Annotated in this window: 1 protein-coding gene (only partly in view); it reads right to left on the minus strand. The window is 78.1% G+C overall.

Features of this window, described 5'->3' with window-relative positions; translation table 11 throughout:
• A protein-coding gene (locus AB0O91_RS07055; protein ID WP_363428838.1) for a type I polyketide synthase crosses the window boundary here: on the minus strand, window positions 1-13808 show its final stretch. Its footprint extends 14647 nt past the window's final position; 13808 of the gene's 28455 nt are visible here — the last part of the coding sequence; its start codon lies off the right edge, out of view; its stop codon occupies window positions 1-3.

Below are 13808 nucleotides of genomic sequence, written 5' to 3' on the forward strand. Positions count from 1 at the left end.
TCAGTCCTGGGCGTGGTCGGGGTCGTGGCGCAGCGCGGCCTGCACCAGGTCGTCGACGTCCATCGCGTCGATGGCGTCGGCGCCCTCGGGCTCTCCGGTCCCCTCGGCGGGCCCGCCGTCCGCCGCGCCGTCGGCGAGCTTCAGCAGCAGGTCGAGCACCCCGCTGCGGCGCAGCCGCTCCAGCGGGACGGAGTCGACGAAGGACCGCAGCCGGGCCCGCTCGGGCTCCACGCCCGCAGCCGCAGCCGCGCCGGAATCCGTACCGGCGCCGGTGAGCAGGCCGTGCAGGTGCTCGGCGAGCTCGCCGGGGCTCGGGTGGTCGAAGACCAGCGTCGGGGAGAGGTCGAGGCCGGTGGCGGCGGTCAGCCGGTTGCGCAGGTCGACGGCGCCGAGCGAGTCGAACCCGAGGTCCCGGAAGGCCTTGTCCGGCCCGACGGCCTCGGGGCCGGGCAACCCGAGCACCTCGGCCGCCCGGCCGCGGACCAGCCCGAGCAGGGCGGCGGCGCGGCGGGCCGGGGCGAGGGCGGCGAGTTCGGCCCGCAGCTCGCGGCCCTGCCCGGTGGTGCCGCCGGGGGCCTGCGGTGCGGCGTAGCCGGGGAGTTGGGCGAGCAGGCGGCTCGGCCGGACGGCGGTGAAGGCGCGCACGAAGCGCTCCGGGTCGACGTCGGCCACCAGCGTCGTCGGGGCGTCGTCCAGGACGGCCCGGCGCAGCGCGGTGACGGCGGTGGGCGGGTCGAGCGGCCGGATGCCGGTGCGCCGGGCGGCCTCGGCGGCCCGGGGGTCGGCGGCCATGCCGGCGCCGCGCCAGGCGCCCCAGGCGATCGAGGTCGCTGCTCGCCCGTGGGCGCGGCGGCGCTCGGCGAGGGCGTCGAGGAGGGCGTTGGCGGCCGCGTAGCTGCCCTGGCCGGGGTTGCCGACGGCGGCCGAGGCGGAGGAGAACAGGGCGAAGACGGCGAGGTCCCGGTCGGCGGTCAGTTCGTCGAGCAGCAGGGCCGAGGCGGCCTTGGCCCGGTGGACGGCGGTGAAGCGGTCCGGGTCGAGGCCGTCGATCACGCCGTCGTCGAGGACGCCGGCGGCGTGCACGACGGCGGTGAGCGGGTGTTCGGCGGGGACGGCGTCGAGGACGGCGGTGAGCGCCGCCCGGTCGGCCGCGTCGCAGGCGGTGAGGGTGACGGCAGCCCCGGCGGCGGTGAGCTCGGCGTGGAGTTCGGCCGCGCCGGGCGCGTCGGGGCCCCGGCGGCTGAGCAGGACGAGGTGCCGGGCCCCGGCGGCGGCGAGGCCGCGGGCGACCTCGGCTCCGAGGGCGCCGGTGCCGCCGGTGATCAGCACGGTGCCGGTGGGTTCCCAGAGGCCCCGGTCGGCCCCGACGCCCCCGTCCGCCCCGGTCGGGGTGCCGCCGGGGGTGGCGGCCAGTCGGCGGGCGAGCAGGCCGGTGCGGCGGACGGCGAGTTGGTCCTCCCCGGCCGGGTCGGCCAGGACGGCCGCCAGCAGGGCCGCGGTGTCCCGGTCGACGGTCTCCGGCAGGTCGATCAACCCGCCCCAGCGCTCCGGGAGTTCCAGGGCGGCGACCCGGCCGAGGCCCCAGACGGCGGCCTGCGGCAGGCCGGTGACGCGGTCTCCGGGGGCGGCCGCGACGGCCTCCCGGGTGAGGCACCAGAGCGGGGCGCCGATCCGGGCGTCGCCGAGTGCCTGGAGCAGGGTGGCGGTCCGGGCCGTCCCGGCGGGGGCGCCGGTCCCGGCGGTCCCGTCGAGCGCCAGCAGGGACAGCACGCCGGTGAACCCGCCGTCGGGGGCGGGGAGTTCGGCGAGCCGTTCGGCGAGCCGGGCGCGGTCCGGGCCGGGCGCGACGGTCAGCCGGACGGTGTCCGGGCCGAGCGCGGCGAGCACGGCGTCCGTCCAGGGCCCGTGGTCGTCGCCGACCGGCAGGACCGCCAGCCAGCTGCCGACCGGGGCGCCGGAGCGGGGCCGGTCGAGCGGCTGCCAGACGATCCGGCGGCGGAGGGCGTCCACGGCGGTCCGCTCCGCGTGCCGGTCGTGCCAGTCGCGCAGCGCCGGGAGGACCTCGGCGAGCGCGCCGCCGTCCACGTCGAGGGTGTCGGCGAGGGTGTCCAGGGACTCGGTGCGCAGCGCCGTCCAGAACTCCCCGTCGGGGGCCGCGGCCGGGGCCGGTGCGGTGGCGGGCCCGGCCCAGTAGCGCTGCCGCTGGAACGGGTAGGTGGGCAGGTCGACCCGGCGGGCGCCGGTGCCCGCGAAGAGGGCGGGCCAGTGCGGCGCCGCTCCGTCGACGTGCAGGCGGGCGACGGCGGCCAGCAGGGTGGTCCGCTCGTCGCGGCCGGCCCGCAGGGCGGTGGCGGTGACCACCGGGCGGTCGGGGTCGCCCTGGTCGGCGTCGGCGGCCTGGACGAGGGCGGAGAGCACGCCGTCCGGGCCGAGTTCGAGGTGGCGTCGCACGCCGCGGGCGGCGAGGGCGGCCAGGCCGTCGGCGAAGCGGACGGTCTCCCGGACGTGTCGGACCCAGTGGTCCGCGCCGGTCTCCCCGGTGACGAGGTCACCGGTCAGGGTGGAGACGAGCGGGATGCGCGGGGGCGCATAGGCGATGGTCCGGGCGGTCCGCCCGAAGTCGTCGAGCATCGCGTCCATGCGTCCGGAGTGGAAGGCATGGCTCACCCGCAGCCGCCCGGTCCGGCGTCCGTCGGCCGCGAAGCGCGCGGCGAGGCGCTCGACGGCCTCGGTGTCCCCGGAGAGGACGACGGCGTGCGGCCCGTTGACGGCGGCGATCGAGACGCCGTCCGTCAACAGCGGCAACACCTCCCCCTCCGCCGCCCGGACCGAGACCATCGCTCCCCCGCCGGGCAACGCGGACATCAACCGGGCCCGGGCCGCCACCAACACGCAGGCATCCTCCAACGAGAACACCCCCGCCACATGAGCAGCCGCCAACTCCCCCACCGAATGCCCCACCACGAAGTCCGGCCGCACCCCCCACGACTCCACCAACCGGAACAACGCCACCTCCACCGCGAACAACGCCGGCTGAGCGAACCCCGTATCGTCCAACAGAGCAGCCTCCACCGACCCCTCCACCGCGAACAGCACGTCCCGCAGCGGGCCGTCGAGGCGGCCCTCGAAGCCGGCCAGGACGGCGTCCAGCGCGTCCGCGAACGCCGGGTAGGCGGCATACAACTCGGCTCCGACGCCCGGGCGTTGCGTGCCCTGGCCGGGGAACAGGAAGGCAGTCCTGGTGCTCCGGGCCGCGCCCTGGAGGAGGGTGGCATCGGGCTGTCCGGCGGCGAGGGCGCGCAGGCCCCGGGTGAGCTCGGCGCGGTCGGCGGCGAGCAGGACGGCCCGGTGGTCGAGCAGGGTGCGGGTGGTGGCCAGCGAGTGGCCGAGGTCCCGGACCGTCAGGGCGGGCTGCCCGGCGAGCCGGTCGAGCAGGCGGACGGCCTGGTCGCGCAGCGCGGCCGGGGTGGCGGCGGAGAGCGGCACGGGCAGGGTTCGGTCGTCCGGCCGCTCCTCGACCGGATCGGCCGGGGCGGTCTGCTCGGCCGGGGCGGGCTGTTCGAGGATCACGTGGGCGTTGGTGCCGCTGGCCCCGAAGGCCGAGACCCCGGCCCGGCGCGGGCGGCCGCTCGCGGGCCACTCCCGGGCCTCCGCCAGCAGCTCGACGGCGCCGGCGGTCCAGTCGACGTGGGCGGACGGGGTGTCCAGGTGGAGGGTGCGCGGCAGCAGGCCGTGCTCCAGGGCCAGCACCGTCTTGATCACCCCGGCCACCCCGGAGGCGGCCTGGGTGTGGCCCAGGTTGGACTTCAACGCGCCGACCAGCAGCGGCCGTTCGCGGTCCTGCCCGTAGGTGGCGAGCAGCGCCTGGGCCTCGATCGGGTCGCCCAGCCGGGTGCCGGTGCCGTGGGCCTCCACGGCGTCCACCTCCCCGGGCGTCAGACCGGCGGCGGCCAGGGCGCGCCGGATGACGCGCTGCTGGGACGGCCCGTTGGGCGCGGTGATGCCGTTTGAGGCGCCGTCCTGGTTGACCGCGGAGCCGCGCAGCACGGCCAGCACCCGGTGGCCGAGGCGTTCGGCGTCCGAGCGGCGCTCGACCACCAGCACGCCAACGCCCTCGGACCAGCCGGTGCCGTCGGCGGTGTCGGAGAAGGCCCGGCAGCGCCCGTCCGGGGAGAGCGCGCCCATCTCGCCGAACTCGACGAAGCCGACCGGGCTGGACATCACCGTCACCCCGCCCGCCAGGGCGAGCGAGCACTCGCCGGCCCGCAGCGCCTGGGCGGCGAGGTGCAGGGCGACCAGCGAGGAGGAGCAGGCGGTGTCCACGCTCACGGACGGCCCCTCCAGGCCCAGGGTGTAGGAGAGCCGGCCGGAGAGCAGGCTCGCGGACTGGGCGGTCTCGACGTGGCCGAGCTGGCCGACGGCGGGCCGGTAGTCGCCGCTGCCGCCGCCGACGAACACGCCGGTGTCGCCGCCGCGCAGGCCGGCCGGGTCGATCCCGGCCCGCTCCAGCGCCTCCCAGGCGGTCTCCAGAAGGATCCGCTGCTGCGGGTCGACCACCAGGGCCTCGCGCGGCGGGACGCCGAAGAAGGCCGGGTCGAACTCGGCCGCGTCGTACAGGAATCCGCCCTGCCCGGTGACGCTGCGGCCGCGGCCCTCGCGGTCTCCGTGGGCGAGCCGGTCGAGGTCCCAGCCGCGGTCGGTCGGGAACGGGCCGATCGCGTCCGTCCCGGCGAGCAGCAGTTGCCAGAGGTCCTCGGGCGAGCGGACCCCGCCGGGGTAGCGGCAGCCCATGCCGACGATCACGATCGGGTCGTCGGCGGCGGGGGTGGCGACGGCGGCGGGCGGACGCTCGGACTCCCCCTCCTCGTCGAGGAGTTCGGCCCGCAGGCGGCCGGCCAGGGCGGCCGGGGTGGGGTAGTCGAACACCAGGGTGGCGGGCAGCTTCAGGCCGGTCGCGGCGGCGAGCCGGTTGCGCAGGTCGACGGCGGTCAGCGAGTCGAAGCCGAGGTCCTTGAACGGGTGCCCGGCGGGGACGTCCTCGGCGTCGGCGTGGCCGAGCACGGCGGCCGCCTCGGTCCGGACCACCGCGAGCAGGGCCTCGGTGCGCCCGGCGGCGGAGCGGGGCCGCAGCTCGGCGCGCAGTGCCTCGGCGCGGCCGGAGCCGCCGCCGGCCGGCTGCGGCCGGGCGGCGGCGCGGGCCTCGGGCAGGTCGGCGAACAGCCGGGTGGGCCGGGCCTCGGCGAAGGCGGGCGCGAAGCGCTCCCAGGCCACTTCGGCGACGGTGACGTCGGCCGGGCCGTCGGCGGCGGCCGCCAGGGCGGCCAGCGCGCGGTCGGGGGCGAGCGGCGGCAGGCCGTTGGCGCGCAGGTGGGCGGCGAGCGGATCGGGGGTGCTGCCCGCCCAGGCGCCCCAGGAGACGGCGCGGGCGGTGCGGCCGGCGGCCCGGCGGGACTGCGCGGCGGCCTCCAGCAGGGCGCCGGCGGCGGCCTCGTCGGCGCGGCCCTTGACGCCCCAGGTGCCGGCGATGGAGCCGAACAGCAGGTAGGCGTCGAGCGGCCGGTCGCCGAGCGCCGTGTCCAGCGCGGCGAGGTCGGCGAGCAGGCCGGCGAGCTGCTCCTCCGGCGTGCCCGGATCGGCGGTGCGGCCGGTGTGCAGGACGGCGGTGAGCTCCGACAGGTCGCGCACGGCCGCCGACACCGCGGGGTCGCCGGGCGTGCCGGTGACGACGGCCAGGTCGGTGCCGTGCTCGGCGAGTTCGCTCCGCAGCCGCTCGACGGCGGCGGCGGTGTCGACGACGGCGGTGTCGACGACGGCGGCAGTGTCGGCCGTGGTGTCGGTGGAGCCGTCCGCCGGGCTGTCCGCCGCGCCGGCCGTGAGCAGCACCACCTGCCGGGCCTCCGTACGGGCGAGCCAGCGGGCGGTGGGCGCCGCGTGGCCGGTCGGGTCGCCCACCAGCAGGACGGTGCCGCGCGGGCTCCAGGGGCGCGCCTGGGCGTCCGCGGCGGCCCGGACCAGGCGGCGGACGAAGGCCCCGGAGGGCCGCAGGGCGAGCTGGTCCTCCCCGTCGGGCGCGGTCAGCAGGGCGCGCAGCCGGGCGCCGGTGCGGCTGTCGGGGGCCTCGGCGAGGTCGATCGACCCGCCCCAGCGCCGGGGGTGTTCGAGCCCGGCGACCCGGCCGATGCCCCAGGCGGCGGCCTGGGCGGGGCCGGTCGGGGCCTCGGTGTCGCCGACGGCGACGGCGCCCCGGGTGAGGCACCACAGCGGCGCCTCGACCCCGGCCTCGCCGAGCGCGGCGAGCAGCGTGTCCGGCCGGGCGAGCCCGGTGGGCAGCGTGGACCCGGCGGCGAGCAGGGAGACCACGCCGGTGACCGTCGCGGCCGACGGGGCGAGCGCCTCGACGAGGCGGGCGCGGCCGTCCCGGTCGGCTTCGAGGCGGAGCACCCCGGCCCCGAGGGCGGTGAGCACCGCCGCCGTCCACGGGTCCTCGTCCCGGCCGGCGGGAACGACGGCCAGCCAGTTGCCCGGCAGGGCCGCCGGTCCGGCCGGGACGGCGTACGGGCGCCAGGCGGCGCGGTAGCACAGCCGGCCGGCGTCGGTGCGCGCGCTCTGCCGGCGCCGCCAGGTGGACAGCGCGGGCAGCAGGGCGGTGACCGAGGTGTCGTCGGCCAGGCCGAGGGCGGCGCCGAGCTCGGCGGTGTCGGCGCGCTCGACGGCGGACCAGAAGGCGGTGTCCGCCGGGTCCCCGGCGGCGGGCTCGGGGGCGGGCTCGGGCCAGTAGCGCTCGCGCTGGAACGGGTAGGTGGGCAGGTCGACGCGGGCCGCGCCGGTGCCGGCGAGCAGGGCACTCCAGTCGACCGGCACGCCCGCGACGTGCAGCCGGGCGAGCGCGGTGACCAGGGTCCGCTCCTCCGGCCGGTCGCGGCGGCAGCTCGGTTCGGCCACGCAGTCGTGGTCGCCGGTGGACCGCTGGGCGAGCGCGGTGAGCACGCCGTCCGGGCCCAGCTCCAGCAGGGCGCCGGCCCCCGCCGTGACGAGGGCGCGGACGCCGTCGGCGAAGCGGACGGTCTCCCGGACGTGGCGCACCCAGTAGGCGGGTTCCGTGAACTCCGCACCGGTGTCGCCGGTGAGGTTGGAGACGATCGGGAGCGAAGGGGCCTGGTAGGTCAGCCCGTTCAGGACCTCACGGAACTCGGCCAGCATCGGGTCCATCAGCGGCGAGTGGAAGGCGTGCGAGACCCGCAGCCGGCTCGTCCTGCGGTCGGCGAACTGCGCCCCGACCGCGGCGACGGCCTCCTCCGTGCCGGAGACGACCACCGAGGTCGGGCCGTTCACGGCCGCCAGCGCGACGAACTCGCCCAGCAGCGGGCGCACTTCCTCCTCCGACGCCTCCACCGCCAGCATCGCCCCGCCGGACGGCAGCGCCTGCATCAACCGGCCCCGCGCCGCCACCAGCGCACACGCGTCCGCCAGCGAGAAGACCCCGGCGACGTGCGCGGCCGCGACCTCGCCGATCGAGTGGCCGGCCACGAACTCCGGCCGCACACCGAGCGATTCCACCAGCCGGAACAGCGCCACCTCCACCGCGAACAGCCCCGCCTGGGCGTACGCCGTCCCGTTCAGCAGCTCCTCGTCCCCGCCCCACAGCACGTCCCGCAGCGGGTGGTCCAGGTGCTGGTCCAGCCGGGCGCAGACCGCGTCGAAGGCCTCCGCGAACACCGCGAAGCGTCCGTACAACTCCCGTCCCATGCCGAGGCGTTGCGCGCCCTGGCCGGAGAAGAGGACCGCCACCGGCCGGTCCGCGGCGCGTCCGCGCGCGATCTCGACCCCGTCCAGCAGCACCGCCCGGTGCGCGAGGGCGGCCCGCCCGGCGGCCAGCGAGTGGGCCACGTCGAGCGCGGGCACCCCCGTGACCGTGCCGAGCCGGGCGAGCGCGGCGTCCAACGCGGCCGCGGACCCGGCGGAGACCACCCAGGGCGCCGCCCCGGCCACCGCCACCGCGCCGGGGGCCGGCGCGGCCTCGGGGGCCTGTTCGAGCAGCACGTGCGCATTGGTGCCGCTGACACCGAAGGCCGACACGCCGGCCCGGCGCGGGCGGCCGGTCTCCGGCCAGTCCCGGGCCTCGGTCAGCAGTTCGACGACGCCGGACGTCCAGTCGATGTGCCGCGAGGGCGCGTCCACGTGCAGGGTGCGCGGCAGCACCCCGTGCCGCAGCGCGAGCACCGTCCGGATCACCCCGGCCGCCCCGGCGGCCGCCTGGGTGTGGCCCAGGTTGGACTTCACCGAGCCGACCAGCAGGGGCAGTTCACGCCCCGGCCGGTACGCGGCCTGGAGCGCGTGCGCCTCGATCGGGTCGCCGAGGGCGGTGCCGGTGCCGTGCGCCTCGACGGCGTCCACCTCAGCGGCGGTCAGGCCCGCGTCGGCCAGCGCCGCCCGGATCACCCGCTGCTGGGCCCGCCCGTTGGGCGCGGTCAGCCCGTTGGAGGCGCCGTCCTGGTTGACGGCGCTGCCGCGCAGCACCGCCAGCACCGGGTGCCCGTTGCGCCGGGCGTCGGAGAGCCGCTCCAGCACCAGCACGCCCGCGCCCTCGGACCAGGCGGTACCGTCGGCGGCGTCCGCGAAGGGCTTGCAGCGGCCGTCGGCGGCCAGACCGCCCTGGGCGGTGAACTCGACGAAGGCGTCCGGACCGGACATCACCGAGGCGCCGCCGGCCAGCGCCAGCGAGCACTCCCCGGCGCCCAGCGCGCGGGCGGCCAGGTGGAGCGCGACCAGCGCGGAGGAGCAGGCGGTGTCCACGGTGACGGCCGGCCCCTCCAGCCCGAGGGTGTAGGAGAGGCGGCCGGACAGCACGCTCGCGGTGTTGCCGGTGGCGGCGTGGCCGCGCACGTCGGCGGTGCCGCGGCGCAGCACGGTCAGGTAGTCCTGGCCGTTGGTGCCGACGAACACGCCGGTGTCGCTGCCGCGCAGCCGGTCGGGGGCGATGCCGGAGCGCTCCAGCGCCTCCCAGGAGGTCTCCAGCAGCAGCCGCTGCTGCGGGTCCATGGCGAGCGCCTCGCGCGGCGAGATGCCGAAGAAGCGCGCGTCGAAGCGGCCGACGTCGTCCAGGAAGCCGCCGTGCAGGGTGGCCGAGCCGCCGGCGCCGAGGGCGTCGAGGTCCCAGCCGCGGTCGGTGGGGAACGGGCGGACGGCGTCGGTGCCGTCGCTCAGCAGCCGCCACAGGTCCTCGGGGCTCTCCACGCCGCCGGGGAACCGGCAGGCCATGCCGGTGATCACGACCGGGTCGTCGGCGACCGGGCGCGGGGCGGCGCTCGGGGCGGACTCCGGGAGGCCGCCGAGGAGTTCGGCGAGCAGGTGGGCGGCCAGGTCGGCCGGGGTCGGGTGGTCGTAGACCAGGGTCGCGGGCAGGGCGAGCCCGGTGGCGGCGGTGAGGGTGTTGCGCAGTTCGACGGTGGTGAGGGAGTCCATGCCGAGGTCGGTGAAGGCCTGGTCGGCGTCGATCCGCTCGCCGTCGGGGTGGCCGAGGACGGCCGCGACCCGGGTGCGCACGACGTCGAGCAGGAAGCGCGGGCGGGCCGACCCGGGCAGGTCGGCGACGCGCTGCCGCAGCCCGGACTCCGGGGCGGCGTCGGCGCGGCGCCCGGCCGGCCCGGCGAGGGCGGCGATCAGCGGGACCGGGCGCTGCGCGCCGAACACGGCGGCGAAGCGCTGCCAGTCGAGGTCGGCGACGGTGAGCGCGGTGTCGTCGTGGTCGAGGGCGTGGCCGAGGGCGGCCAGTGCGCGCCGCGCGGCCATCGGCGTGTAGCCGCCCCGGCGGACCCGCTGCTCGACTCCGCTGCCGGCCCCGGCCATGCCCGCCCCGGCCCACGGGCCCCAGGCGATCGCGGTGGCCGGGCGGCCGTCGGCGCGGCGGCGTTCGGCGAGGGCGTCGAGGTGGGCGTTGGCGGCGGCGTAGTTGGCCTGGCCGGCGGCGCCGAGGGTGCCGGCGGTGGAGGTGAACAGGACGAAGGCGGCGAGGTCGGCCGTGCGGGTGAGTTCGTCGAGGTGCCGGGCCGCGTCGACCTTGGGCCGGAGCACCTCGGCGAACCGGTCGGCGTCCAGGGTGTCGAGGGTGCCGTCGGCCACCACACCGGCGGTGTGGAACACCGCGGTGAGCGGCCGGTCGGCCGGAACGGCGGCGAGGACGGCCGCGAGGGCGTCGCGGTCGGCGACGTCGCAGGCGGTCAGGGTGGCCTCGGCGCCGAGGGCGGCGAGGTCGGCGCGCAGCTGCCCGGCGCCCGGGGCGTCGGCGCCGCGCCGGCTGAGCAGCAGCAGGTGTTCGGCGCCCTGTTCGGCGAGCCGGCGGGCGAGGTGTCCGCCGAGGCCGCCGGTGCCGCCGGTGATCAGCACGGTGCCGCGGGGCGTGTACGGCCGGGTGGCCGGGCGGTCGCCGAGCGGGTGCCGCACCAGGCGGCGGGCGAAGGTGCCGGAGGCGCGGACGGCGAGTTGGTCCTCGCCGTCGGTGCGGGTGAGCGCGGCGGCCAGCCGGCGCAGCACGGCGTCGTCGAGCTGCTCCAGCTGCCCCGCCTGACAGGACGGATCCGCGGACTCGGTGGAGCCCGGCAGGTCGACCAACCCGCCCCAGCGGGTGGGCAGTTCGAGTGCGGCCGAGCGGCCGAGGCCCCAGACGGCGGCCTGTCCGGGGTCGGCGGGCCGGTCGGAGCGGCCGGTGGAGACGGCGCCGCGGGTGAGGCACCACAACGGAGCCGACGGCCCGGCGTCGCCGAGGGCCTGGACGGCGGTGACGGTGGCCGGGAGGGGGTCAGGGCCGAGCGCGAGCAGGGACAGTACGCCGGTGAACTCCCCGGCCTCCCGCAGCTGTTCGGCGAGCGCGGCCCGGTCGGTGCCGGCCGGGACGATCAGTGGCACGGGCTGTTCGACGATCCGTTCCAGCCCGGGGACGGCTTCGGTCGCGAGCACCAGCCAGCGGCCGCGGGCGGGGCGGTCGCCGGGCGCGGCGCCGTCGAGCGGGGTCCAGGCGGCGCGGTAGCGCCAGGCGTCGACGGTCGCGTGCTCGTGCCGCCCGCGCCGCCAGTCGGCCAGTGCGGCGAGGGTGTCCCGGTCGAGGTCCCGGCCGGTGTCGAGGGCGCCGAGGTCGCCCCGGTCGACGGCCGCCCAGAACGCGGCGTCCACCGGATCGGGGCCGGTGGGCGCCGGTCGCCCGGTCTCCGGCCAGTAGCGCTGCCGCTGGAACGGGTAGGTGGGCAGGTCGGTACGGCGGGCGCCGGTGCCGGCGAACACCCCGGGCCAGCGCGGCCGGACACCGTGCACGACGAGGGCGGCCAAGGCGGCGGTGAGAGTGGCGACTTCGGGCCGCCCCCGGCGCAGCGCGGGGACGGCGGGGAGCGCCCCGTCGTCCCCGAGGGTGTCCCGGGCGGCGGCGGTGAGGGTGGCGTCCGGCCCGAGTTCGAGCAGCAGGCCGGCGCCGCGCCCGGCCAGGGCGCGGACGGCGTCGGCGAAGCGGACGGTGCCGCGCACCTGGCGGGTCCAGTGGCCGGGGTCGCCGAGTTCCTCGGAGCCGACGGGCGCGCCGGTCACGGTGGAGATCAGCGGGATGGTCGGGGCCTGCGGGGTGAGGGTGGCCGCGACCCGGGCGTAGGCGTCGAGCATCGGGTCCATCAGCGGCGAGTGGAAGGCGTGCGAGACGGACAGCCGCTTGGTCCGCCGGTCGTCGAACCCGGCGGCGATCCGCAGGACTTCGTCCTCCGCACCGGAGAGGACGACGGCGTGCGGCCCGTTGACGGCGGCGATCGAGACGCCGTCCGTCAACAGCGGCAGCACCTCCGCCTCCGCCGCCCGGACCGAGACCATCGCTCCCCCGCCGGGCAACGCGGACATCAACCGGGCCCGAGCCGCCACCAACGCGCAGGCATCCTCCAACGAGAACACCCCCGCCACATGAGCAGCCGCCAACTCCCCCACCGAATGCCCCACCACGAAGTCCGGCCGCACCCCCCACGACTCCACCAACCGGAACAACGCCACCTCCACCGCGAACAACGCCGGTTGAGCGAACCCCGTATCGTCCAACAGCGCGGCCTCCACCGACCCCTCCACCGCGAACAGCACGTCCCGCAGCGGGAGTTCGCCCGCGAGGTCCGAGTCGGCCAGGTCGAAGCGGGCGAGCACGGCGTCCAGCGCCTCGGCGTAGACCGGGTACCGCCGGTACAGCTCACGGCCCATCCCGGCGTACTGGCTGCCCTGGCCGGTGAACAGGAAGGCCAGGCCGCCGCCGACGGGCCGGCCGGTGACCAGGGCGGCGTCCGGCAGCCCGTCGCGCAGGGCGGCCAGGGCACGGCGCAGCTCGGCGCGGTCACCGGTGGCGACGGCGGCCCGCCGGTCGAGCGCGGCCCGGGTGGTGGCGAGCGAGAACGCCAGGTCGGCGAGCGGCGGTTCGGGCTGCCGGTCCAGGACGGTGAGCAGCCGGGCGGCCTGGTCGCGCAGCGCCGCGTCGGTGCGGGCCGACAGCACGACGGGCAGCGCCCGGCCCCCGGTCGGCGCGGTGGCCGACTCCGGCGCAGGGACAGGCGCCGACGCGGAGGCCGGCTCAGCCGCGGGGCCCTGTTCGAGGACCACATGGGCGTTGGTGCCGCTGAGCCCGAAGGAGGACACCCCGGCCCGCCGGGGCCGGCCGGTGTCCGGCCAGTCCCGGGCCTCGGTGAGCAGTTCGACGGCCCCTGCGGTCCACTCGACGTGGCCGGACGGCCGGTCGATGTGCAGGCTGGCCGGGACCAGGCCGTGCCGCATGGCCAGCACCGTCTTGATCACCCCGGCGACGCCCGAGGCCATCTGGGTGTGGCCCAGGTTGGACTTCACCGAGCCGAGCAGCAGCGGGAGTTCACGGTCCTGCCCGTACGTCGCGAGCAGCGCCTGGGCCTCGATCGGGTCGCCGAGGGCGGTGCCGGTGCCGTGCCCCTCCACCACGTCGACCTCGCCCGCGCTCAGCCGGGCGTCGGCCAGCGCGGCGCGGATGACCCGCTGCTGGGAGGGCCCGTTGGGCGCGGTGAGCCCGTTGGAGGCGCCGTCCTGGTTGACGGCGGAGCCGCGCACCACGGCGAGCACGGGGTGGCCGAGGCGTTCGGCGTCGGAGAGCCGCTCGACCAGGACGAGGCCGACGCCCTCGGCGAGGCTCATGCCGTCGGCGCCGTCGGCGTAGGCCTTGCAGCGGCCGTCGGGGGCCATCGCGCGCTGGCGGCTGAAGCCGACGAAGGCGTTCGGGGTGGCCATCACGCTGACGCCGCCGGCCAGCGCCAGGGTACTCTCCCCGTTGCGCAGCGACTGGCAGGCCAGGTGCAGCGCGACCAGCGAGGAGGAGCAGGCGGTGTCCAGGGTGACGGCCGGGCCCTCGAAGCCGAAGGTGTAGGAGATCCGGCCGGACAGCACGCTCGGGATGGTGCCGGTGACCAGGTGGCCCTCGGCGCCGTCCTGGACGGAGTCGCCGGGGCTGTAGTCCTGGTAGCTGGCGCCGATGAAGGTGCCGGTGCGGCTGCCGCGCAGCGCGGCCGGGTCGAGCCCGGCCCGCTCGACCGCCTCCCAGGCGGTCTCCAGCAGCAGGCGCTGCTGCGGGTCCATCGCGATCGCCTCGCGCGGCGAGATGCCGAAGAAGGCGGCGTCGAAGTCGGCGGCCCCGGGCAGGAATCCGCCGCGCACCGAGTAGGTGCGGCCGGGGGTGTCCGGGTCCGGGTCGTACAGTCCCTCCGCGTCCCAGCCGCGGTCGGCGGGCCACTCGCCGACGGCGTCGCCGCCCTCGGCGACCAGCCGCCACAGGTCCTCGG

This window comes from Kitasatospora sp. NPDC089797, from assembly GCF_040684795.1.
Taxonomy (GTDB): domain Bacteria; phylum Actinomycetota; class Actinomycetes; order Streptomycetales; family Streptomycetaceae; genus Kitasatospora.